Source organism: Curtobacterium sp. VKM Ac-2861 (genome assembly GCF_013204965.1).
In the GTDB taxonomy this organism is placed as follows: Bacteria; Actinomycetota; Actinomycetes; order Actinomycetales; family Microbacteriaceae; genus Curtobacterium.
Genome location: NZ_JABMLA010000003.1, coordinates 359,725 through 381,052, shown reverse-complemented (window position 1 = coordinate 381,052; position 21,328 = coordinate 359,725). Strand labels below are relative to the sequence as shown.

General features: G+C 69.9%; 22 protein-coding genes and 4 tRNA genes. 6 read left to right on the top strand and 20 right to left on the bottom strand.

The genetic code is table 11. The annotated features are described in order from the left end of the window. Nucleotides 1-10: 10 nt before the first annotated feature. Together HQQ88_RS09900 and HQQ88_RS09895 are read left to right on the top strand one after the other, a co-directional pair. Nucleotides 11-1,570 carry an ABC transporter permease gene (locus HQQ88_RS09900; protein ID WP_173169330.1) on the top strand — a complete coding sequence of 520 codons (1,560 nt, stop codon included), beginning with the start codon at nucleotides 11-13 and terminating at the stop codon, nucleotides 1,568-1,570. 134 nt (nucleotides 1,571-1,704) lie between these two features. Then, nucleotides 1,705-2,382, top strand: a complete 678-nt coding sequence (locus tag HQQ88_RS09895; RefSeq protein ID WP_111084468.1) for an ABC transporter ATP-binding protein — start codon at nucleotides 1,705-1,707, stop codon at nucleotides 2,380-2,382. 86 nt (nucleotides 2,383-2,468) lie between these two features. Here HQQ88_RS09895 and HQQ88_RS09890 read toward each other — a convergent pair whose 3' ends face one another. The 6 genes from HQQ88_RS09890 to HQQ88_RS09865 form a co-directional block, all read right to left on the bottom strand. Then, on the bottom strand, nucleotides 2,469-3,401 hold the full coding sequence (locus HQQ88_RS09890) for a hypothetical protein (protein ID WP_173169329.1): 933 nt from the start codon (nucleotides 3,399-3,401) through the stop codon (nucleotides 2,469-2,471). 126 nt (nucleotides 3,402-3,527) lie between these two features. Further along, nucleotides 3,528-4,367, bottom strand: a complete 840-nt coding sequence (locus HQQ88_RS09885; protein WP_111084253.1) for a carbohydrate ABC transporter permease — start codon at nucleotides 4,365-4,367, stop codon at nucleotides 3,528-3,530. After that, entirely contained in the window at nucleotides 4,360-5,355 is a 996-nt protein-coding gene (locus tag HQQ88_RS09880) for a carbohydrate ABC transporter permease (RefSeq protein ID WP_111084254.1), read from the bottom strand. Before HQQ88_RS09880 ends, HQQ88_RS09885 begins: the two co-directional genes overlap by 8 nt. A gap of 226 nt (nucleotides 5,356-5,581) precedes the next feature. Continuing rightward, nucleotides 5,582-6,883 (bottom strand): ABC transporter substrate-binding protein, encoded by a 1,302-nt coding sequence (locus HQQ88_RS09875; RefSeq protein WP_123938625.1) that lies wholly within the window; start codon nucleotides 6,881-6,883, stop codon nucleotides 5,582-5,584. A 93-nt stretch (nucleotides 6,884-6,976) separates the two neighbouring features. Further along, nucleotides 6,977-8,122, bottom strand: coding sequence for a Gfo/Idh/MocA family protein (locus tag HQQ88_RS09870; protein ID WP_173169328.1), 1,146 nt, complete (start codon nucleotides 8,120-8,122; stop codon nucleotides 6,977-6,979). Next, the gene (locus tag HQQ88_RS09865; protein WP_173169327.1) at nucleotides 8,119-8,865 is read right to left on the bottom strand and encodes a sugar phosphate isomerase/epimerase; all 747 of its coding nucleotides are present in this window, start codon (nucleotides 8,863-8,865) and stop codon (nucleotides 8,119-8,121) included. Before HQQ88_RS09865 ends, HQQ88_RS09870 begins: the two co-directional genes overlap by 4 nt. Before the next feature lie 144 nt (nucleotides 8,866-9,009). Between HQQ88_RS09865 and HQQ88_RS09860 the strand changes: the two genes are divergently transcribed. Both HQQ88_RS09860 and HQQ88_RS09855 read left to right on the top strand, forming a co-directional pair. Then, on the top strand, nucleotides 9,010-10,221 hold the full coding sequence (locus HQQ88_RS09860; protein ID WP_173169326.1) for an ROK family protein: 1,212 nt from the start codon (nucleotides 9,010-9,012) through the stop codon (nucleotides 10,219-10,221). A 66-nt stretch (nucleotides 10,222-10,287) separates the two neighbouring features. Continuing rightward, nucleotides 10,288-10,971 (top strand): YqaJ viral recombinase family protein, encoded by a 684-nt coding sequence (locus HQQ88_RS09855; RefSeq protein WP_173169325.1) that lies wholly within the window; start codon nucleotides 10,288-10,290, stop codon nucleotides 10,969-10,971. 9 nt (nucleotides 10,972-10,980) lie between these two features. Here HQQ88_RS09855 and HQQ88_RS09850 read toward each other — a convergent pair whose 3' ends face one another. The 6 genes from HQQ88_RS09850 to HQQ88_RS09825 all read right to left on the bottom strand — a co-directional run bounded on the left by HQQ88_RS09850 (nucleotide 10,981) and on the right by HQQ88_RS09825 (nucleotide 14,536). Beyond that, nucleotides 10,981-11,589, bottom strand: a complete 609-nt coding sequence (locus tag HQQ88_RS09850) for a Pr6Pr family membrane protein (RefSeq protein WP_173169324.1) — start codon at nucleotides 11,587-11,589, stop codon at nucleotides 10,981-10,983. Nucleotides 11,590-11,675: 86 nt separating this feature from the next. Further along, nucleotides 11,676-12,365: a 50S ribosomal protein L1 gene (gene rplA / locus HQQ88_RS09845; protein WP_123292110.1), complete on the bottom strand. Its 690-nt coding sequence runs from the start codon at nucleotides 12,363-12,365 to the stop codon at nucleotides 11,676-11,678. Between the two features lie 90 nt (nucleotides 12,366-12,455). Next, nucleotides 12,456-12,887: a 50S ribosomal protein L11 gene (rplK, locus tag HQQ88_RS09840; protein ID WP_022906459.1), complete on the bottom strand. Its 432-nt coding sequence runs from the start codon at nucleotides 12,885-12,887 to the stop codon at nucleotides 12,456-12,458. Between the two features lie 144 nt (nucleotides 12,888-13,031). Further along, nucleotides 13,032-14,045 (bottom strand): transcription termination/antitermination protein NusG, encoded by a 1,014-nt coding sequence (gene nusG, locus HQQ88_RS09835; protein ID WP_123672358.1) that lies wholly within the window; start codon nucleotides 14,043-14,045, stop codon nucleotides 13,032-13,034. 119 nt (nucleotides 14,046-14,164) lie between these two features. Beyond that, nucleotides 14,165-14,443, bottom strand: a complete 279-nt coding sequence (secE, locus tag HQQ88_RS09830; protein WP_173169323.1) for a preprotein translocase subunit SecE — start codon at nucleotides 14,441-14,443, stop codon at nucleotides 14,165-14,167. Between the two features lie 20 nt (nucleotides 14,444-14,463). Then, nucleotides 14,464-14,536 (bottom strand) — tRNA-Trp (locus tag HQQ88_RS09825). A 180-nt stretch (nucleotides 14,537-14,716) separates the two neighbouring features. Here HQQ88_RS09825 and HQQ88_RS09820 point away from each other — a divergent pair. Then, nucleotides 14,717-15,898 carry a pyridoxal phosphate-dependent aminotransferase gene (locus HQQ88_RS09820; RefSeq protein WP_131921844.1) on the top strand — a complete coding sequence of 394 codons (1,182 nt, stop codon included), beginning with the start codon at nucleotides 14,717-14,719 and terminating at the stop codon, nucleotides 15,896-15,898. 102 nt (nucleotides 15,899-16,000) lie between these two features. Here HQQ88_RS09820 and HQQ88_RS09815 read toward each other — a convergent pair whose 3' ends face one another. Genes HQQ88_RS09815 through HQQ88_RS09805 form a run of 3 tightly spaced genes read right to left on the bottom strand, consistent with a single transcriptional unit; the run spans nucleotide 16,001 to nucleotide 17,903 of the window. Further along, the gene (locus HQQ88_RS09815; protein WP_367917005.1) at nucleotides 16,001-17,017 is read right to left on the bottom strand and encodes a UDP-N-acetylmuramate dehydrogenase; all 1,017 of its coding nucleotides are present in this window, start codon (nucleotides 17,015-17,017) and stop codon (nucleotides 16,001-16,003) included. A 14-nt stretch (nucleotides 17,018-17,031) separates the two neighbouring features. Beyond that, nucleotides 17,032-17,457, bottom strand: a complete 426-nt coding sequence (locus tag HQQ88_RS09810; RefSeq protein ID WP_131921749.1) for a MaoC/PaaZ C-terminal domain-containing protein — start codon at nucleotides 17,455-17,457, stop codon at nucleotides 17,032-17,034. After that, complete coding sequence (locus tag HQQ88_RS09805; protein WP_173169321.1) at nucleotides 17,454-17,903, bottom strand: MaoC family dehydratase N-terminal domain-containing protein; 450 nt, start codon at nucleotides 17,901-17,903, stop codon at nucleotides 17,454-17,456. The genes HQQ88_RS09810 and HQQ88_RS09805 overlap by 4 nt, the downstream gene beginning before the upstream one ends. 129 nt (nucleotides 17,904-18,032) lie before the next feature. Here HQQ88_RS09805 and HQQ88_RS09800 point away from each other — a divergent pair, with 129 nt between their 5' ends. Continuing rightward, nucleotides 18,033-18,431: a hypothetical protein gene (locus HQQ88_RS09800; RefSeq protein WP_146249686.1), complete on the top strand. Its 399-nt coding sequence runs from the start codon at nucleotides 18,033-18,035 to the stop codon at nucleotides 18,429-18,431. A 154-nt stretch (nucleotides 18,432-18,585) separates the two neighbouring features. On the opposite strand, the gene HQQ88_RS09795 is transcribed toward HQQ88_RS09800, so the two are convergent. From HQQ88_RS09795 to HQQ88_RS09775, 5 genes are all read right to left on the bottom strand, one after another. Further along, nucleotides 18,586-18,659, bottom strand: a tRNA-Met gene (locus tag HQQ88_RS09795). Between the two features lie 32 nt (nucleotides 18,660-18,691). Next, nucleotides 18,692-18,763, bottom strand: a tRNA-Thr gene (locus HQQ88_RS09790). Between the two features lie 93 nt (nucleotides 18,764-18,856). Beyond that, complete coding sequence (locus HQQ88_RS09785) at nucleotides 18,857-20,080, bottom strand: M23 family metallopeptidase (RefSeq protein ID WP_173169320.1); 1,224 nt, start codon at nucleotides 20,078-20,080, stop codon at nucleotides 18,857-18,859. 148 nt (nucleotides 20,081-20,228) lie between these two features. Next, complete coding sequence (locus tag HQQ88_RS09780) at nucleotides 20,229-21,050, bottom strand: inositol monophosphatase family protein (RefSeq protein WP_131921751.1); 822 nt, start codon at nucleotides 21,048-21,050, stop codon at nucleotides 20,229-20,231. Nucleotides 21,051-21,107: 57 nt separating this feature from the next. Then, nucleotides 21,108-21,192 (bottom strand) — tRNA-Tyr (locus HQQ88_RS09775). Between the last annotated feature and the right edge of the window lie 136 nt (nucleotides 21,193-21,328).

The following is a 21,328-nucleotide window of genomic DNA, read 5'->3' as shown; positions in this document are numbered from 1 at the left end:
GAGGAGAACCATGTTCCTGACGTACCTCAGGCGCGAACTCACGAACCGCAAGAAGCAGACCGTCATCATCGCGATCGGCATGGCGTTGGCCATCGCCCTCGTGGTCATCGTGTCCTCGATCGCGGGCGGCGTGAAGGCGGCACAGTCCAGCGTCCTGCAGTCCGTGTACGGCGTCGGCACCGACATCACCGTCACGAAGACGACGACCCCGAGCGCGTCGGGTTCCGGTCGGCCGAGCTTCGACTTCGGCAGCCAGAGCGGTGACGACAGCGACAGCAGCGGTTCGACCGACCTGTCGCAGTCACGGCTCGCCGTCGCCCGCGGCACGAGCACGCTCAGCGCCGCGAACCTCACGACCGTGACGGGCACCGACGGCGTCAAGGCGGCGACCGGTGTCCTGACCCTCGAGAACAGCACGTTCTCGGGGCAGGTCCAGCAGTCGACCGACGGCAGCAGCACGGACAGCAGCAGCTCCGACAGCAGCAGCACGGACAGCTCCACCCAGCAGGGCCCGCCGAGTGGCGACTCCGGCCAGGGCGGTGGCTTCGGCGGCGGCTCGTTCAACGTCGACTCGTTCACCGTGACCGGCATCCCGGTCTCCGGCGACGCCGTCGGCCCCCTGACCAGCACCGAGCTCACCAAGGGCCGCACGTTCACCGCGAAGGACGCGGGCAAGGACGTCGTCGTGCTGGACGCGTCCTACGCGAAGAGCGAGTCGAAGGCGGTCGGCGACACCGTCGACATCGGCGGCACCGACTTCGAGGTCATCGGCATCGTCACCTCGACCGGCTCGTCGTCGACGACCGGCTCGAACACCTACATCCCCCTCGACACCGCGCAGGCACTGGCGGACCTCGACGGCAAGGTCACCTCGATCTACGTGTCCGCCGAGTCCTCGTCGGACGTCAGCGCGATCAAGACCGCCCTGCAGCAGAAGCTCACCACCGCCACGGTCTCCACCGAGTCCGACCTGGCGTCGAGCGTCTCCGGTTCGCTGAGCACCGCGTCGAGCCTCGTCTCGAACCTCGGCACCTGGCTGTCGATCGTGGTGCTGGCGGCGGCGTTCCTCATCGCGATCCTCTTCACGATCTCCGGCGTCACGAGGCGCACCCGCGAGTTCGGCACCCTCAAGGCCATCGGCTGGTCGAACGGCCGCATCACCCGGCAGGTCGCCGGAGAGTCGCTCGTGCAGGGCCTCATCGGCGGTGTCCTCGGCGCAGCAGCTGGTCTGATCGGCATCCTCGTGGTGAACATCATCAGCCCGACCATCTCGGCGAGCGCCTCGAGCACGACCGGTGGCGGCGGCGCGGGTGGCGGCGGTGCCATGCCCGGTGGCGCGGCGACCGCGGCCGCGGGCAGCGGCACGACGGGCGGTGCCCCGGCCGGTGGCTTCGGCGGCGGCGCGAGCACCGCGTCGACGACCGACGTGGTCCTGCACGCCCCGGTGACCGTCGAGGTGATCCTGCTGGCGATCGGCCTCGCGATCCTCGGTGGCCTCATCGCCGGCGCACTCGGCGGCTGGCGCGCGAGCAAGCTCCGTCCGGCCGAGGCCCTGCGGAGCGTGGCCTGATGCCCGGCCCCGCCACGGGCGCGGTGCCGACCGCCGGCCCCGCACCGACCCCGAGCACGCGACCAGAAGGAGTGACCGTGACCAGCACCGACACCGCACCCGGCCAGGCGGAGGCGAGCCGCGCCTCCAGTCCGATGTACCGGCTGACCAACGTCAGCAAGACGTACAAGCAGAAGAACCGCACCGTCACCGCCCTGACGAACGTGGACCTGACGATCCCGCAGGGACAGCTCGTGGCGATCCAGGGGCCGACCGGCGGCGGCAAGTCGACGCTGCTGCAGATGCTCGGAGCGCTCGACCGGCCGACGGCCGGCTCGATCCACCTCGGCGGCGACCGCGACGTGGCGAAGCTCGGCGACCGTGCGCTGACCGACCTGCGGGCGACGGAGATCGGCTTCGTGTTCCAGAGCTTCAACCTCATCCCGACGCTGACGGCGCTCGAGAACGTCGAGACGGCGTTCGCGGGGTCGCTCGCGAACCGGGCACGTTCGGAGATCCGCGAGCGGGCCACGGCGGCGCTCCGCGAGGTCGGGCTCGGCGAGCGGATGGAGCACCTGCCGGCCGAGCTCTCCGGCGGGCAGCAGCAGCGCGTGGCGATCGCCCGTGCCCTGGTGAAGAACCCGAGCGTCCTGCTGGCGGACGAGCCGACCGGCGCGCTCGACGAGGGCACCCGCGACGAGATCATGGGGCTCATCGAGAAGCAGTGGAAGGAACGCGGGCTGACGGTCGTCATCGTCACGCACGACTCGTGGGTGGCGAAGCGGGCCGAGCGTCGCCTGCACCTCAAGCAGGGGCAGGTGCGCGAGGTCTGAGGGGCTCCGCCGACGTTTCGCGCTGAGCGACAGTCCACGGGCCACCGGGCGCGTGGACTGTCGCTCAGCGCGTGGACTCGCGGCGGCTACGGCGCCACGGAGTAGTCGCAGTAGACGAACCAGCGGGAGTCCGGGGACCACGGCGGGACGTTGACCGTGCCCTGGCCGCCGTCGAGCACGACGAGGGTCTCCGGCACCGGCATGATCCGGGCGCCCCGGACGAGCACCCCGGGCAGCCGCCGCAGCTCCACGCGGTGGTCGGCCGGGTGGCCCTGCACCCCCGGTTCGTAGGACAGGTAGAGCAGGTGCTCCCCGTCCGGCGAGACGTGCGGGAACCAGTTCACCCGGTCGTCGTTCGTGATCCGGACCGGGTCGGTCGCCCCTGGCCACAGCGCGACGAGCTGCGCGGTGCCCGGCGTGAACCGCTCCGAGTTCCACACGAGCATCTCGCCCGCGAACGAGACGCCGTCGTCGGGGTGCTCGTCGCGGGTCAGGAACGTCGGGTCGCCGGTGGCGGGGTCGACGAGTGCGACGTCGGTGGTCCAGACGCCCGCCTCGGTGCGCTCCCCGACGATCGCCGCGAGGGTCTCCCCGTCCGGGGCGATGCCGTGCAGGTAGAACTTCCGGACGACCGGCAGCGCGGTGGTGACGTCGGTGAGGGTCGCGGCCGCTCCCCCGGCCGGCACGGGCACCCGGTACAGGTCCCCGTCGCGGCCGCTCACCACGACCGACTTGCCCGAGGGGTCGAGCACGTGGTCGTTGTTGATCTCGGGGACGCCCGGCATCGGCACCGGAACGAGGGCGGTCTCGTCGAGCACCGTGCCGCCGTCGGGGCGCGGCAGCAGCCAGAGGTCGCCGTTCCCGTTCAGCACGAGGGTGCCGTCGTCGAGCACGTTCGGCGCCTCGACGAGCACCGTCCTCGACTCGAACACCAGCCGCGATGTCCGCGACTCGAGGTCGTACACGTGCACCCGGCTGGTCTGTCCTGGCAGCAGCTGCCGCCCGCGCGCTCCACTCATGCGCCCCATCCTGCCGTGTCGTGTTCCGGCGGCACGGACCGGTACGCGAAAGCGACAGATTCCCGGCGATGTTCGCCGGGAATCTGTCGCTTTCGCGGAGCTGGAGCTAGAGCTGAAGTCAGCTGGCTACTTCACGGCACCGGCGGTCAAGCCGGCCACGAACTGGCGCTGCACGATGAGGAACGCGATCACCACGGGGATGGACACGACCAGGGACGCGGCCATGATCTGGTTCCAGTACACGTTCGTCTGCGTGGAGTACTGCTGCAGACCGACCGCCAGGGTCTGCCCGTCGCCGTTGGTCATGACCGAGGCGAAGAGCACCTCGCCCCAGGCCGTCATGAACGAGTAGATGCCGACCGCGACCAGACCCGGACGGGCCGAGGGCAGGATGACCCGGAACAGGGCACCCATCGGGCCGGAACCGTCGACCATCGCGGCCTCGTCGAGCTCACGCGGGATGGTCTCGAAGTAGCCGGCGAGCATCCAGATCGAGAACGGGAGCGTGAAGGTCAGGTACGTGATGATCAGGCCGGTCCAGCTGCCGACGAGCTGGATGCCCAGCGAGTTCCCGAGGTTCGTGAAGATGAGGAACAGCGGGAGCAGGAACAGCACGCCGGGGAACATCTGGGTGGAGAGCACCGCGGTGGTGAAGGTGCTCTTGCCCTTGAAGTTCCAGCGCGAGACACCGTAGGCGGCGAACGTCGCGATGATCAGCGAGAACACCGTGGCGACCGTGCAGACCACGAGCGAGTTCACGAAGTACTTGCCGAGCGGCACCGTCGACCACATGTCGATGAACGGCTGGATGGTGATGTTGGTCGGGATCCACGTGAAGTCGTTCTGCACGTCACCGAGCGGCTTGATGGCCGTGGTGATCATCACGTAGAGGGGCACGACCGTGAACAGGGTCAGGATGACCAGGGTCACGACCTTGAAGGACTTGGCGCCGAATGTCTCACGCACGGACGGACCTCCGGTTGGTCACGGCGAGGTAGATGCCGGTGACGATGAGCAGGAAGATGAGGAGCAGGACGCTCATCGCGGCACCGGAGCCGAAGTTCCAGGTGATGAAGGACGCGTTGTAGATGTGGAAGCTCAGCAGGTCCGCGGCCGGGGGCTGCGCGGTCGAGCCGAACAGCACGAACGGCGTGTTGAAGTCGTTGAAGGTCCAGAGGAACATCACGAGCACGAGCGTCACGTTGACCGGGCGGACCATCGGCAGCGTGATCGAGCGCCACTGCCGGAACGGCTTAGCGCCGTCGACCGAGGCGGCCTCGTACACGTCGTTCGGCACGGACTGCAGGCCGGCCATCAGCATCAGGAACGCGAAGGGCCAGGTCTTCCAGATCGCCACGACGACGACGGAGACGAAGGCGTTCGAGCCGATCAGCCAGAACGGGCCGGTGCCGTTGAACAGGTGCAACTGGTCGACCAGGACGTGGTTCACCGCTCCGGAGTCACGCTGGAACATGAACTTCCAGGTGATGATGCCGGCGTACATCGGCAGCGCGTACGGCACCAGGAACAGGGTGCGGAACAGCCCGCGGCCCCTGAACGGCTTCTGCAGTGCGACCGCGGCGGCCATGCCGAAGGTCCAGGAGAGGCCGACGACGAGCACCGTGAAGCCGCAGGTGATCAGGAAGGAGTGCAGGACGCCCTTGCCGATCGCCTGGTCGAAGTCGACGACGACCGAGTAGTTGTGCAGTCCCGCGAAGGGTGCAGCGCCCCAGTTCGCGATGAAGTACTTGGTGAGCTGGATGAACGAGATCCAGATGCCGGTGAGCATCGGGACGATGTGGATGAGCAGCTCGAACAGGATGGCCGGCGCGACGAGCGCGTAGGGCAGCCAGTTGGTCTTGCGCTTGCGACCTGGCGGACGGCCCGACAGCGTCGAGCCCTTCGTGTGCGTCAGGTCGATGCGCTCCGCATCGGGCAGGACCGTCGTGGACATGGGCGGGGGCCTTTCGGCAGGAGGGGGTTCGGGTGCTTCGCACTCCGGTCCGTGGCAGCGGACGGGAGGCACGGCGTGCGTGAGACGGGACGCTCACTGCCGGCGGATGGCCGGCTCTGGGGCTGTGGGGCCGGTGACGACCTGCCCCGGCGCGTCCGGCTGTGGACGCGAGGGGTGGGAGGCCCGGGGGCGTCCTTGCGGACGCGCCCCGGGCCTCCTGGCTGGATCAGCCGTTCGCCTGGGACACCTGGTCCTGGGCGGTCTGCAGCGCGGTCTTGATGTCGCTGTCGGACACGGAGCCGCCGGTGGCGATCTTGGCGAACATGTCGTTCATCGCCTTGCCGACGGTGGACTCGAACTGGTCCTCGGCGGGGACCAGCGGGAGGGGCTTGGCCTTGTTGTTGTAGATGTCGAGGAACGTCTTCGTCTGCTCGTCGGTGACCGAGTCAGCCGCGGCGGCGAGCACCGGGAGGGCCGAGTACGGCTTGTCGAGCGTGGTCTGCGTGTCCGCGCTCGTCATGTACTTGACGAACTTGAGCGCGCCGTCCTTGTTCTTCGTGTTCTTGAAGATCGACAGGTTGATGCCGGCCGGGAACGACGCGATGTCCGCGCCGTCAGCGGTGGTCGGGAACGGCACGACGCCGAACTCGTCCGTCTTCATGCCCTGCGAGGTGATCGTCGCGTTCGCGTTGTTCTGCGTCAGCATCATCGCGGCCTTGCCGTTCGCGAAGTCCGAGACGGCCTGCGTGCCGTTGTCGTACTGCGCGTTCGAGGTGTTGACGACCTTGTCGGACTGCATCAGGTCGAGGTAGCGCTTGATGCCGTCGACGTTCGCCTTGTCGGTGAAGGTCGGCTTGCCGTCCTTGTCGAACCACTCGCCACCGTTCTGCGCCGAGGTGATGAACGCGAAGTGCGAGTTCTCGGTGTACGAACCACCGGCGATGGTGAAGCCGTACTTGCCGCCGGTCGTGAGCTTCTTGGCGTCCGCCGTGAGGTCTTCCCACGTGGTCGGTGCCTCGAGGCCGGCGTCCTTGAACATGGACTTGTTGTAGTACAGGCCGTACGCGAGGCCGTAGAGCGGGACGCTCGTGACGGTCTTGCCGGGGGCGCCACCGGTGGAGAGCGCGACCTTGCCGAACTTGTCGGCACCGCCGATCGCCTTCATCTCGGAGTCGCCGTACTCCTGGAACGCACCGGTCGCCTGGAGCGAGGTGGCCCAGGTGTTGCCGATGTTGACGACGTCCGGGCCCTGGCCCGAGGTGACGGCGGTCTGGATCTTCGTCTGCAGGTCGTTCCAGCCGATGACCTGGAGGTCGACCTTGATCCCGGTCTCCTTCGTGAACTTCTTGAGGACGGGGGTCAGCACCTCCTTGTCGTTCTGGAGCGACGTGCCCTGGTTGGACGCCCAGTAGGTGAGCGTCTTGGAGTCGCCGGAGGAACCGGACGATCCGGAGGAGCAGGCTGCGAGGCCGGTCACGGTGAGTGCGGCGGCCGCGGTGATGGCCAGTGCGCGGATGGCAGTGCGCATGACTCTCTACTTTCTCGTCGTTGAGATGGTGCAGGGGTGGTGCGGGATGGATCTTCGGGTGCTGCTGTGGTGTGCGGGGCGGATCCGGGCCGGTCAGGCCAGGGTCTGCTCCGCGGGGTCCCAACCCTCTGGGAGGGTCTGGGAGGGCGACACGGTGCTCTCGACGAGCACCGCCTCGCCACGTTCTGCCGCCTCGGCGATGGAGACCATCACGTCGAGGACGTGGAAGGCGAGGGCACCGGGGACCCGGTTCTCGTCGCCTGAGCGGAGCGAGCGGGCGAGGTCGACCACGCCGGTGCCGCGCGAGTAGGTGGAGCCGACCGCGGGGATCGTCTCGGGCTCCTCGGCGCCGAGCGCGTACAGCTCGGTGTCGCCGTCGAAGTTGTTCGGGTCCGGGAACACGACGGTGCCGGTCTCGCCCGCGATCTCGACGACGCCCGTGCGACCGCGGTCCGACTCGAACGAGAAGACGCTCTGCGCGCTCCCGCCGTCCTCGAACTCGATCAGTGCGGAGTGGTTCGTCGGGACGTCGACGGGGAACTCGGTGCCCGCCTTCGGGCCGGAGCCGATCGTGCGCGTGGCGCGGGACTTCGACGCCGTCGCCGTGACCTTCTTCACCGGACCGAACGTCTGCACCAGGGTGGTGATGTAGTACGGGCCGATGTCGAACAGCGGGCCCGCACCGTACGCGAAGAGGAACTCGGGGCTCGGGTGCCAGGACTCCGGGCCGGGGCTCTGGAAGAGCGTCAGGCCGTTGAGCGGCTTGCCGATGCGGCCGTCGCGGATGGTGCGGAGCGCGGTCTGCAGGCCGGCACCGAGGAAGGTGTCGGGTGCGACGCTGACGGTCTTGCCCGCGGCGCGTGCGGCGTCACGGAGTTCGGTCGCGCTCTCGCGGTCGAGGGCGTAGGGCTTCTCTCCCCACACGTGCTTGCCGGCGGCGAGGACCTGCAGGGCGACCTCGACGTGGGCGGCCGGGATCGTCAGGTTGACGACGATCTCGATGTCGTCGTCGGCCAGGAGCTCCTCGACGGTGCCCGACCCGGCGACGCCCCACTTCTCGGCCTGGGCGGCTGCGCGCGGCAGGTCGATGTCGGCGATGAAGCGGACCTCGACGTCGGGGAAGACGGTGAGGTTCGACAGGTACTGGTCGGAGATGACCCCGGCGCCGATGACGCCGACGCCGACGCGGCCGGTCCGGGTGCTGCTGTCGAGGGCGGTGGACGCCGTGGTGTCGGTCATGCGCGGGCCCCCTCGAGGAACGTGTAGGAGTCGGCGACCGCCTGGAAGACGTCGCCCTCGTGGCCGTCGAGCTCGACGACGTGGAGTGCGTCGGGTGCGGCGGCGAGGATCTCGCGGATCGGCATGATGCCGTTGCCGACGGCGACCTGCTTGTCGTCGTCGTGCGAGCCGTCGCCGTCCTTGACGTGCAGGAACTCGATCTTGTCGCCGTACTTGCCGATGACCGCCACCGGGTCGTCACCGCCGACCTTGACCCAGTAGGTGTCGAGCTCGAGCACGACGTCGTCGGACAGCGCGTCGGCGAAGACCTCGTAGGCGCTGACGCCGTCGATGCGGTTCGAGAACTCGAACGCGTGGTTGTGGTAGCCGAGGACCAGGCCGTGGTCGGCCGCGCGGGGGGCGAGGGCGCTCAGTTCGCGGGCGATGGCCTCGACGTCCTCGCGGGTGGTCCAGCGGGCCTCGTCGATGTGCGGGTCGATCAGGGTGCCGAGTCCGACGGTGACGCTCGCGTGGAAGATCCGCTCGAGGTCCTGCTCGCCGGCGTCCAGCAGTCGTGCGTGTCCGCTCGGGGCGGCCAGGCCGGCGTCGCGCAGCGCGGCGGCGAGTTCGTCGGCGTTGTCGACGAAGCCGAAGGCCTCGACGTTGGTGTAGCCGATGTCGGCGATGCGCTGGAGCGTGCCAGGCAGGTCGGCCGAGAGGGCGTCGCGGACGGTGTAGAGCTGAACCGAGATCGGTTGGGTCACCAGGGGTTCTCCTCGTCGAGATGGTGCGGTCGTCACTGACCGAGCGTCACACTATGACCACTTCTGTCGGCGGTCAAGCAGAAGTTCGTGGAAGGTCGACGAACTTCGTTGCGTGGCGCGTTCGATGTGTGCTTCACTCCCCCCATGGTCGACTTGACTCGGACGGCAGCGTCGCCTCCGGTCGGGACGAGCGAGCTCTTCCAGATCCTCCGCGACGGCGTGCCGCGGACCCGGGCCGAGCTCGCCGCACTGACAGGACTCGCACGCTCCACCATCGGCGTGCGCCTGGACTCCCTCATCGAGGTCGGTCTCGTCGGCCCCGTCGACACCGCCGTCTCCACCGGAGGACGGCCGCCCGCCCAGGTGGCGCTGAAGCCCCGCGCCCGGCTCGTGATCGCTGCCGACCTCGGCGCCTCGCACGGCCGTGTCGCCGTCACGGACCTGGTCGCTGCCCCGCTCGCCACCCGCGAAGCACGCATCGACATCGCCGCCGGCCCGGTGGAGACCCTGTCGTGGCTGGTCGCCACCATCGACGAGCTACTCGACGAGGTCGGCCGCGCCCGACAGGACGTCATCGCCATCGGGATCGGCGTGCCCGGTCCGGTCGAGTTCTCGACCGGACGCCCGGCGAACCCCCCGATCATGCCCGGGTGGGACGGCTTCGACGTGCCGTCGTGGCTCCGCCAGCACATCGCGGCGCACGTCCTGCTCGACAACGACGTGAACATCGCGGCCCTCGGCGAACGGGAGCACGGCTGGCCCCACGTCGACCACCTGTTGTTCGTCAAGGTCGCCACCGGCATCGGGTCCGGCATCGTGTCGGACGGCGAACTGCAACGCGGCGCCCAGGGCACCGCCGGTGACATCGGCCACGTGCGGGTGTCCCGCGCCGGCGACGTCCCCTGCCACTGCGGCAACACCGGGTGCCTCGAGGCGGTTGCGTCCGGCCCGGCGATCGCCCGTGCCCTGCGTGCGAAGGGACACGACGCCCACACCGGCGCCGACGTGCTGGACCTGGTGAACCGCTCCGACCTCGACGCCATCTACGCCGTCCGACAGGCGGGCCGCGACATCGGCGAGGTGCTCGCCACGTGCGTCTCGCTCATGAACCCGTCGGTGATCGTCCTGGGCGGCTCGATCACGCAGGCCGGTGAGCACCTGCTCGCCGGCGTCCGCGAGGTCGTCTACTCCCGGTCGATGCCGCTCGCCACCGAGCACCTCGTCATCGCCCAGTCGCGTGCGGGGTCGCTCGCCGCGCTGCAGGGCGCAGCGGCGCTCGCGATCGGCTACGCGCTCTCCCCCGCCGGGGTCGACGAGCTGGTCGCCTACGCCGAGGGGCGCGAGCTGGTCTCCTGACGCACACGCCCCACTCGTGAGCGCGTCGGATTCGGTCTTGCCGGTGGTCGGGGGGAGAATCGACGGGTGACGATCGTGCAGCCCACCCTGTGGGGCGACCTGGACCCCGGACTGGAGGAGCTGTCTGCCTCCGCCACGCCGGCTGCGGTCCCCGGACGCGACGCGTTCACCGCCCTGCGCGGCCACACCGAGCGGATCGTCGCGCACTCCTCGGACCGCTTCGCCTGGCTCCGCGCCCGCGCCGCGGGCATCACCGCGACCGACGTCGCTCGGCTCGCCTCGCTGCACGCGGTCGAGGCCGTCGTCACCGAGAAGCGCTACGGCTCACGGTTCTCCGGCAACGCGTTCACCGAGCACGGCAAGGACCGCGAGCCCCACATCGCCGCCTGGGTCGCGGCCACGCACGGCATCCAGCCCTCGGCGCACCTGTTCCACGCCGCTGCGAACCGGGCGCACCTCGCGACCCCCGACGGCGTCGGTGTCCAGGGCTCGCGGGTGGTGCTCGCCGAGATCAAGACCACCGCGAAGGGCTGGCGGAGCGTCCCCCGGCACTACCTGCGGCAGATCTGGTGGCAGCAGTACGTGCTCGGCGCCGATCGCACCCTGTTCGTCTGGGAGCGCCACGACGGCTTCGTCCCCGTCGCCGACGAGCCCGAGTGCCGCTGGGTCGACCGTGACGACGACCAGATCCGCGGGCTCGTGCAGCTCGCCGACCTGGTGCTCGACAAGCTGCGCGACTTCCGTTCGTAGCCCGTCAGCTCAGACCTTGACGAGTCGGAGCCGGCTCATCCCCACGACGAGGACGCCGAGCAACCCGATCGAGACACCCACGCCGACGCAGTAGATCGCCACGACCCCGTACCCCTGCGCGGGGTCGAGGAACGGGTACGGCACCCAGCCGTCGGTCGCGCCCCGGATGAGGATGACGATCGTCCACACCGCCGGGTAGATCAGGAACCACCAGACGTGGCGGAGGAGCAGCTTCGACCGGTCGGAGAACAGCAGCCAGTCGAGGACCGCGTACGCGGGGATGACCTTGTGCAGCACGTCGTTCGACCACTGCACACTCGCCGACACGTCGACGTTCGTCAGCAGGGTGTTGTAGACGATCCCGGTCGTGGCGATGTAGACCGTGCCGGCGCCCCGGACCAGGCTCACCCGCAGGTCCCCACGCTTGCGGCGGGCCGAGGCGACGAGGGTCACCGCCAGGGCCACCGCGATGATGACGTTCGACTGGATCGTGAAGTAGCCGAAGAAGTTCCACGGGTTGTAGACGTCCGTCTTGGAGCTGACGAGCCACTGGGCGACGATCGCGACGACGACGGCGATGACGGCGATCAACCGGAGCGAGTTCACGAGGGTGCGCACGAGACCACGCTACCGGGACGCGTGCCCCTGCACGCGAAAAGGGCCCGCACCGTTGCCGGTGCGGGCCCTTCTGCGAGTCAGCGGACTCAGATGCTGTTGACGTCCAGCGGGATGCCGGGGCCGAAGGTCGTCGAGACGGCGCCCTTCATGACGTAACGGCCCTTCGAGGAGCTCGGCTTGAGGCGGTTGATCTCCTCGAGCGCGGTCGAGATGTTCTCGTCGAGCTGCTCCGGCGTGAACGAGGCCTTGCCGACGACGAAGTGCACGTTGGCGTGCTTGTCGACGCGGAACTCGATCTTGCCGCCCTTGATGTCGTTGACGGCCTGCGCCACGTTCGGCGTCACGGTGCCGGTCTTCGGGTTCGGCATGAGGCCACGCGGGCCGAGCACCTTGCCGAGACGACCGACCTTGCCCATGAGCTCGGGCGTCGCGACGGCGGAGTCGAAGGACGTGTAGCCCTCGGCGACCTTCGCGATGAGCTCGTCGCCACCGACCTCGTCGGCGCCGGCTGCGATCGCGGCCTCGGCCGCTGCACCCGTCGCGAACACGATGACGCGGGCGGTCTTGCCCGTGCCGTGCGGCAGGATGACCGTGCCGCGGACCATCTGGTCCGCCTTGCGCGGGTCGACGCCGAGCTTCAGTGCGACCTCGACCGTGGAGTCGGTCTTCGCAGAGCCGGTCTCCTTGGCCAGGGCGACTGCCTCGGTCGGGGTGTAGAACTTGTCGGCCTCGATCTTCGCGGCCGCGGCTTCGTAGGCCTTGGACTTCTTCGCCATGGTGGTCTCCTTGCGAGATACGTGGTTGACGAGCCGGCGCGGCTCTCCCACGGAAAGGTGTCTGGGTGTGGGCCGGAGCCCGATCGGTGCTTAGGCCTCGACCGTGATGCCCATCGAGCGTGCGGTGCCGGCGATGATCTTCGCGGCCTGCTCGATGTCGTTGGCGTTCAGGTCGGCCTGCTTGGTCTCGGCGATCTGACGGACCTGGTCCATCGAGATCTTCGCGACCTTGACCGTGTGCGGGGTCGCGGACCCCTTCTGCACACCAGCAGCCTTCTTGATGAGCTCAGCGGCCGGCGGGGTCTTGAGGACGAACGTGAACGAACGGTCCTCGTAGACGGTGATCTCGACCGGCACGACGTTGCCACGCTGCGACTCGGTCGCCGCGTTGTACGCCTTGCAGAACTCCATGATGTTGACGCCGTGCTGACCGAGTGCCGGACCGATCGGCGGGGCCGGGTTGGCGGCTCCCGCGTTGATCTGCAGCTTGATCAGGCCCGTGACCTTCTTCTTCGGTGCCATGACTTGTCTTCCTCCTGGAATCGAACGCACGGGGATCCGTGCACTCTCCCGCTGGTCCGGCCGTTCCGGACCGCGGTGAAGGCCCACACGCACGAGGCGTGCGGGCCCAAACTCGATGAGTCTACCCGAACGGGGAGACCTGGACTAGAGCTTCGTGACCTGGTCGAAGCTGAGCTCGACCGGGGTCTCGCGCTCGAACAGCGAGACGAGGACGGTGAGCTTGCCGCTCTCCGGCTTGATCTCGGAGATCGAACCCGGCAGGCCCGCGAACGAGCCTTCCTTGATGGTGATCGTCTCGCCGACCTCGAAGTCGACCTCGGCCGCGGGCTGCGCCTGCAGGGAACCGCCGGACTTCGAGCCACCCTTGGTCGGGGCGGCCTCGGCGACCTGCACGAGGGACTTGAGCATGCCGAACGCCTCGTCGAAACGGAGCGGCGTCGGGTTGTGGGCGTTGCCGACGAAGCCGGTGACACCGGGGGTGTGCCGGACGACGGACCACGAGTCCTCGTTGAGGTCCATGCGGACGAGCACGTACGAGGGGATCCGGACGCGGGTGACCAGCTTGCGCTGCCCGTTCTTGATCTCGACGACGTCCTCCATCGGGACCTCGACCTGGTAGATCGACTCCTCCATCGACATCGACACCATGCGGTTCTCGATGTTCGACTTCACGCGGCGCTCGAAGCCCGCGTAGGAGTGGATGACGTACCACTTGCCCGGCTTCATCCGCAGCTCGACCTTGAAGGCCTCGTACGGGTCGACCTCGGCCTCTTCGGCGTCGTCGTCCTCGGCGTCGATCGCTTCGTCGGCGGCGAGGGTCTCGTTCGCCTCTTCGGCGGTCTCGGACTCGAGTTCGATCTCTTCCTCGTCCTCGACGGCCTCCACCGCGGCCTCGGCCTCGTCGGTGGAGTCGATCTCGAGGGCGTCCTCGACGACGGCGTCGGCCTCGGGGTCCTTGGACTCCTGCAGTGCCGTCAGCTCCTCGTCGATGCCGAGGGACTCGTCGTCCTCGGACTCGACGGAGATCGCGCGCTCCTCGGCGGACTCGGCGGAGCGCTCCTCGCCGGTCTCGACGTCGCCTTCCTGGTTCTCCTCGACCTCGGAGGACTGCTCGGCAGCCGTCGCGAGGTCGATGTCGTCGCGGGAGTAGTCAGACACAGTCGATTCTTTCCGTTCGGTGGTGCGGGTCGGGATGGCGGACGGTCCTGGTCACGATCGGCACCGTCTCGGGCGACCGTACTCCAGTGGACTGCCGCACTCGGCAGTCGACGTCCGGGTCAGGCCGTGGGCCCGTTGCCGAAGACGTACCCGACGCCGAGACCGAACACGAAGTCGAGGATCGACACCAGGATCATCATCACGACGACGAAGACGAGCACGACCAGCGTGTAGCTGAAGAGCTCCTTGCGGGTCGGCGTCACGACCTTGCGCAGTTCGCCGACCACCTGACGGATGAAGAGCACGATGGCAGCGATCGGACCCCGGCGCTCGGCCCGGTCCTGCTTCGCCTTGGCGACGACGTCGTCCGCCGTCGTCTCCATGTCTTTGCTCGCCAACTTCTACCCTTCCAGAGTTGCAGGGCGGACAGGACTCGAACCTGCAACCTGCGGTTTTGGAGACCGCTGCTCTACCAATTGAGCCACCGCCCTTCAGAGCACGTCCGTCACCGATCGTGTTCCGGTGGTCGAGTGTACGGGAGTCCGTCACACGGTGTCCACTTGGCCCCCTCCACGGCGTGCCGCGCCGATAGGCTGGCACCCGTGAGCACCGCAGCCCCCGGCCCCGAGTCCACCGCAACCCCCGCCGCCGCGCCGACCGATCGGCCGCGCATCGCGTCCCGCATCGCGGCGATCGCCGAGTCCGCGACGCTCAAGGTCGACGCGAAGGCCAAGGCCCTGAAGGCCGCGGGCCGACCCGTCATCTCCTTCGCCGCCGGCGAGCCCGACTTCGCCACGCCCGACCACGTGGTCGTCGCCGCGGTCGAGGCCGCACAGGACCCGAAGAACCACCGGTACACGCCGGCGACCGGTCTGCCGGAGCTGAAGCAGGCCATCGCCGAGAAGACCGCACGCGAGTCCGGCATCACCGTCGACCCGTCGCGGGTGATCGTCACCAACGGCGGCAAGCAGGCCGTCTACCAGGCGTTCCAGACGATCGTCGACGCCGGCGACGAGGTCCTGCTCCCCGCCCCGTACTGGACCACCTACCCCGAGGCCATCCGACTGGCCGGTGGCGAGCCGGTCGAGGTCTTCGCCGGCAGCGACCAGGGCTACCTCGTCACCGTCGAGCAGCTCGAGGCCGCGCGCACCCCGAAGACGAAGGCGCTGCTGTTCTGCTCGCCGTCGAACCCGACCGGCGCCGTCTACACCGCCGAGCAGACCACGGCCATCGGCGAGTGGGCACTCGAGCACGGCATCTGGGTGATCAGCGACGAGATCTACCAGGACCTCGTGTACGACGGACTCCGCTTCACCGGCATCCTCGACGCCGTGCCGGCCCTCGCCGACACCACGATCCTGGTCAACGGCGTCGCGAAGACCTACGCGATGACCGGCTGGCGCGTCGGCTGGTTCATCGGTCCCGCCGACGCGGTCAAGGCCGCGTCGAACCTGCAGTCGCACCTGTCGTCGAACGTGTCGAACGTGTCCCAGCGCGCCGCGATCGCCGCCCTCACCGGGCCGCAGGAGCCGGTGGCGGCCATGCGCGAGGCCTTCGACCGCCGTCGCCAGGCCATCGTCGCCGGGCTCAACGCGATCCCGGGCTTCGTCACGCCGACCCCGCAGGGCGCCTTCTACGTCTACCCCGACGTCACCGCACTGCTCGGTCGCGAATGGGCGGGCTCGACCCCGACGACGACCCTCGAGCTGGCCGACCTGATCCTCGAGCACGCCGAGGTCGCGGTCGTCCCGGGCGAGGCCTTCGGTCCGTCCGGCTACCTGCGCCTGTCGTACGCGCTCGGCGACGACGACATCGCCGAGGGTGTGGCCCGCCTGGCGAAGTTCTTCGCGTAGTCCCCGCGCCCACGACACCCCGCAGAACGCAGAACGGGCCGCCTCGTCGAGGTGGCCCGTTCTGCGTTCCGGGAGGCCCGTGGCCGGGTCGTGCCCGTGCGCTCAGTCGAGCAGGTCCCCCACCACGACGGGCTCCGGCACGAGCGACACCCCGAAGCGGTTCAGGACCGTGACCTGCACGTACCGCGCGAGCTCGGCCACCTGGGCCGCCGTCGCGCCGCCACGGTTCGTCAGGGCCAGGGTGTGCTTCGACGAGATCGCCGCGCGCGACCCCGGCACGGCGTAGCCCCGGTGCACCCCGGCGTGCTCGATGAGCCAGGCGGCGCTGAGCTTGACGTCGTCGCCGGCCGGCCACCGTGGCGCGTCGGCGGGGAGGGTCTCGGCGAAGGCCGCGGACACGATCGGGTTCGTGAAGAACGACCCGGCGCTCCAGGTGTCCCGGTCGTCGGCGTCGAGCACCATGCCCTTCGAGGCGCGGAGGCGCAGGACCTCGTCGCGGACCGTCGCGGGTTCCACGAGGGCACCGAGGTCGACCCCGAGCGAACCGGCGAGCTGGGCGTACCGCACCGGCACGCCGTGCTCCTCCGCCGTGCCGAGCCGGAACTCGACCGTCAGCACGACACCGCGGCGTCCGTGCTTGAGGGTCGACGTGCGGTAGCCGAGCGCCAGCTCGGCCGCGGGCACCCACGTGCGCTCCCCCGTGGCCGCATCGAGGAACTCGACCCGGGTCAGCACGTCGGAGAGCTCGACCCCGTAGGCGCCGATGTTCTGCACGGGGGCGGCGCCGACGGTGCCCGGGATGCCGCTGAGGGCCTCCAGGCCGGTCCAGCCGTTCGCGACGGTGGTGGCGACGAACGCGTCCCAGGGTTCGCCGGCCGCGACGCGGACGGTGACGCCGTCGGCGTCCGTGTCGGCGTCCACTCCCGTGGTGCGGACCAGGACGACGGTGCCGTCGAATCCGGAGTCGGCGACCAGCACGTTGCTGCCGCCGCCGAGGACCAGCCACTCGTGGTCGTCCCAGGCGGTGCGCGTGTGGGCGACGAGCTCGTCGGTCGTCGTGGCCGTGAGCAGCCGCGCGGCCGACCCACCGACGCCGAGCGTCGTGAGGTCGGCGAGCACCGGCTCGTGCACGGTCAGCGGAACGCCACCGTGACCTGCGCCTTGCCGAGCACGGTCTGCCCGCCGGCGGTCACGGTGAGGTCGATGCGCTTCGGTCGGCCGTCGTCGTCGACGGTGCCGACCTTGGCGACGATGCCGATGGTCGCGCCCTGCTCCGGGTCCACGACGACGGGGCGGGTGAAGCGGACGCCGTAGCCCGCGACCCAGCCGCTGTCGCCGAGCCACTCGGAGACCGGCTGCACGGCGATGCCCATCGTGAGCATGCCGTGCGCGAGGACGCCGGGCAGGCCGACCGAGGTGGCGACGTCGTCGCGGTAGTGGATCGGGTTGAAGTCACCGGAGGCGCCGGCGTAGCGGACGAGCGAGTCGCGGGTGACGTGCACCTCGCGCTCGGCGACGACCGTGCCGACCTCGATCGCGGTGGCGGGTGCGGCGGTCATGCGTCGTCTCCTCGGACCACGAGGGTCGACGTCGCTGTGACGACGTGCTCCCCCGCGGCGTCGTTCATGGTGCTCTGGGCCGTGACCATCGCGTTGCCGCCGAGCGTCTTGACGCTCGTGACGGTCAGGGTCGCGGTGAGTTCGTCACCGGCCACGATGGGCCGGTCGTAGGTGAAGGACTGCTCGCCGTGGACGACACGGGAGAAGTCGATGCCGGCGTCCGGCTCGGCCAGGAGCTGCGCGAGCGTGGCTTCCTGCACGACGACCGCGAAGGTCGGCGGGGCGACGACGTCGGCGTACCCGGCGGCGCGGGCCGCGTCGGGTTCGTGGTGGACGGGGTTGGTCACGAACACCGCGCGCGAGAACTCGCGCACCTTCTCGCGACCGACCAGGTAGGGCTGGGCCGGCGGGAACGTCCTGCCGACGAGCTCGGGGTTCACTGACACGTCGGCAGTCTACCGACGCCCGTCCGGGGGCCTGTCGATGCTGAGGATGCATCGGCTAGGCTTGCTGCGCCGGTTCGGGGGAATCGGCGGTCCGGTCGAGACACCGGATCAGGGGACGGGGGAGCAACGATGGACACCAGGACCGAGTTCGCCGTGCACACGGGCGACCGGTGCACCGCGATGGAGGTCGCCGGCGCGGCACTCCGCACGGCGGGACACCGCGTCGAGTCGACCGGTGGGACCCTCACCGCGACGACCGGCAACCTGCTGCTGACGATCCTGCTCGGCGCGCTCGTGCACCCGTCCCGCGAGTTCCGCCGCTACGAGCTGTCGACGACCGTCACCGGGGCGTCCACCACGATCACGCTGCGGCACAGCGGACACGGCACGGCGGTCTCCGGCGGCAGCATCGGCGCGAGCCGGCGACGGGCCGCGTGGCACGAGGTGAACGCGGCGATCGAGCGCGCCCTGCGCGCGGCCGGCGTGCTGCAGACGCGCACCGACACGGGGTCGCACTCCGCGCTGTAGGGCCGACCCCAGGGCGGACGGGAGGCCCGGTGTGCGTCCGCCACGTGCCTCCTGGCACGCACCTGGTCCAGCGCACAGCCGAAGTGCGTCCGCACCGCCGTGCACGCAGCCCGGGAACGACGAAAGCCCGGCGAACAGATCGCCGGGCTTGCTGTAGCGAGGGCGGGACTTGAACCCGCGACCCCACGATTATGAGTCGTGTGCTCTAACCAACTGAGCTACCCCGCCAGAGATCCGGAGCGGCACGCGCACCGGGTCGGAGCCCCGAGTCAGGATTGAACTGACGACCCCCTCCTTACCATGGAGGTGCTCTACCACTGAGCTATCGGGGCGATGTGCCGCGAACGGCACCACACGAGGATAGCAGACCTCCGACGCTGCTCCGGAACCGGGCGAGACGCCCGGGCGTGCCGCGTCGGCGACCGCTAGTTCGCGTTGGTCTGGAGCCACGCCAGCGGGTCCACGGGGACCCCGTCGACGTGCACTTCGAGGTGCAGGTGCGGGCCCGTGGAGTTGCCCGTGCTGCCCACGAGACCGAGCTCGTCGCCGACCTCGATCTGCTGACCGGTGACCACCTTGAAGGAGTTGTCCTCCATGTGGCCGTACACGCTGACGAACTGCTTGCCGTCGACGTCGTGCTCCACCCAGACGTCGTTGCCGAAGCCGCCGTCGTTCGCCTGGACCTTGATGACGGTGCCGGCGGCGATCACCCGGATCGGGGTGCCCTCGCCGGGAGCGAAGTCGACGCCCATGTGGTTCGTCGAGCAGAACGAGCAGCCCGCGACCTGACGACCGCCGAAGCCGGAGGTGATCGGGACGCCGGTGAGGAACGGCCACTGGATCGTGCCGGTCGGGTCGTTGGTGAAGCTCGAGGCGTCGACGTTCTTGTACTGCGTGGCGTCCGACACCGTGTACTGGTCGCGGCTCGTCGACCCGTCGGCTGCGGCGCTGACGCTCATCGACTGGGTCGCACCGCTCGCCGTCGACCGGGCCGCGGTCGAGCCGGTCTCCGGCACGTAGAGCGCCTGGGCGGGCAGCGACGTCGAGACGACGAGACCGGCGACGAAGAGGAGCGCACCGACGGCCGTCACGCGCGAGGCCGCACGGCGGAACGAGGCACCCTGCTTCCGGGCGGCCGGAGCCGGGGCGGGCACGGCGGCGGTGCGGCTGGCCGCGATGTGCCGGGTGGCGCGGTCGACCTGCACGGCCGGTGCGGCACGGCCGGTCCGCCGACGGGACGCCGGGACCTGGCCGATGACACGGCGGGGCTGGGGCGCGACGGACTCCGCTGCAGCCGTCGCGGTGTGCGGCGCCGTGGCGCGGACGTCCGGCGAGGTGGGAGCCGGCGGCGTCGTGATGCGCGAGGCCGGACGGACCGCCGACCCGGGCAGCGCGGGCGACACCGGTGCGAGGTCGATCGGCGACACGGGAGCGGCGGCCGACGACGGTGTGGTCAGCCCGACGACCTCGTCGAACGACGGGCCCGCGGCACGGTCGGCTGCGACGTCCTGCGCGTGGTCCTGCGTGACGGGAGCACCCTTCGCAGCCGCTCGCTCCGCCTCGATCCGTGCTCGTCGGGTCAGGTGGACGACCGGGGTGGCGGCGTCGACGGGACCGGTGGGGACGGACGTCAGTGGGGAGTGGGGCATGCGTGCGGTGGCGATCCTGATCGGGGAAGGGGCGCGCTCGTTGGTAACGAGCAGATAACGGGACCTGAGCACGGTAGCAAACGTCGTCGCACGTCGCCAGTCGTGGTCATGTCCACCGGGCACCCCCAGACCGAGGGACCGACGGACCTCAGATGCCGAGCGCCTCCGCTTCCAGCCCGCGCAGCAGCGCCTCGAGGTCGTCGGCCACCGTGGGGCTCGCGAACAGGAAGGAACGGGTGCCGCCGGCCTCCCAGATGCGGACCGACGCTCCGGCCTCGCGCGCGACGACGGAGCCGCCGGCCATGTCCCACGGGTTGATCCCGCGCTCGTAGTAGGCGTCGACGACCCCGGTCCCGACCGCGCAGCAGTCGAGCGACGCCGCTCCCCCGCGCCGGATGTCCCGCACCTCGCCGATCAGCCCGGCGAGCACGGACACCTGCTCACGGCGCCGGTCGGCCGTGTACCCGAAGCCCGTCGCCACGAGTGTCTCGGCGAGCGAGGCCGGAGCACTGACGGACAGGGGCACGCCGTCACGGGTGGCGCCCTGTCCGGCGGCGGCACGGAACACCACCCCGGTCGCGGGAGCGACGACGACACCGGCGATCGGCTCCCACGTCGTCGGGTCGGCGGAACCCCGCACGACGCCGATGCTCACGCCGTACTCGGCGCTGCCGTACAGGTAGTTCACCGTGCCGTCGATCGGGTCGACGACCCAAGTGATGCCCGACTCCCCCGACGCCGAGCCGGACTCCTCGCCGTGGAACGCGTCGTCCGGCCGGGCCTCGGCGATCCGGGCGCGGATGAGCGCCTCGACCTCGCGGTCCGCCGCCGTGACCACGTCGACGATGCTCGACTTCCGGTCGGCGACCTCGACGCCCTCGGCCCGTCGTCGCGCGGCGAGCGTGGCCGCTTCGCGCGCGATCGTCTCGGCGAGGTCGGCGAACTGGGACGGTGTGCAGTCGGATGCCATGCACCGATCCTGCCAGGGACGACGAAAGCCCCGTCCGGGTCGGACGGGGCTTCGCGATGGTGGCAAGTGAGGGATTCGAACCCCCGAAGGCTACGCCGGCTGATTTACAGTCAGATCCCTTTGGCCGCTTGGGTAACTTGCCATGCGCACCCAGCCGGTGTGATCACCAACCGAAGGCGCGCACAAAAGCATAGCGGATCCGGAACGGTGGTCGTGACCACCGCGAACCGATCTGCGCGACCGGAACCGGGCCTCCAGTCCGCCGTTAGGCTGTCCGG

Bases quoted from the DNA above. Each gene is read 5' to 3' on its own strand.
- HQQ88_RS09900 (WP_173169330.1), top strand. From the start codon at position 11: ATGTTCCTGACGTACCTCAGGCGCGAACTCACGAACCGCAAGAAGCAG.
- HQQ88_RS09895 (WP_111084468.1), top strand. From the start codon at position 1,705: ATGTACCGGCTGACCAACGTCAGCAAGACGTACAAGCAGAAGAACCGC.
- HQQ88_RS09890 (WP_173169329.1), bottom strand. From the start codon at position 3,401: ATGAGTGGAGCGCGCGGGCGGCAGCTGCTGCCAGGACAGACCAGCCGG.
- HQQ88_RS09880 (WP_111084254.1), bottom strand. From the start codon at position 5,355: ATGTCCACGACGGTCCTGCCCGATGCGGAGCGCATCGACCTGACGCAC.
- HQQ88_RS09875 (WP_123938625.1), bottom strand. From the start codon at position 6,883: ATGCGCACTGCCATCCGCGCACTGGCCATCACCGCGGCCGCCGCACTC.
- HQQ88_RS09870 (WP_173169328.1), bottom strand. From the start codon at position 8,122: ATGACCGACACCACGGCGTCCACCGCCCTCGACAGCAGCACCCGGACC.
- HQQ88_RS09860 (WP_173169326.1), top strand. From the start codon at position 9,010: ATGGTCGACTTGACTCGGACGGCAGCGTCGCCTCCGGTCGGGACGAGC.
- rplA (WP_123292110.1), bottom strand. From the start codon at position 12,365: ATGGCGAAGAAGTCCAAGGCCTACGAAGCCGCGGCCGCGAAGATCGAG.
- rplK (WP_022906459.1), bottom strand. From the start codon at position 12,887: ATGGCACCGAAGAAGAAGGTCACGGGCCTGATCAAGCTGCAGATCAAC.
- HQQ88_RS09810 (WP_131921749.1), bottom strand. From the start codon at position 17,457: ATGACCGCCGCACCCGCCACCGCGATCGAGGTCGGCACGGTCGTCGCC.
- HQQ88_RS09800 (WP_146249686.1), top strand. From the start codon at position 18,033: ATGGACACCAGGACCGAGTTCGCCGTGCACACGGGCGACCGGTGCACC.
- HQQ88_RS09785 (WP_173169320.1), bottom strand. From the start codon at position 20,080: ATGCCCCACTCCCCACTGACGTCCGTCCCCACCGGTCCCGTCGACGCC.
- HQQ88_RS09780 (WP_131921751.1), bottom strand. From the start codon at position 21,050: ATGGCATCCGACTGCACACCGTCCCAGTTCGCCGACCTCGCCGAGACG.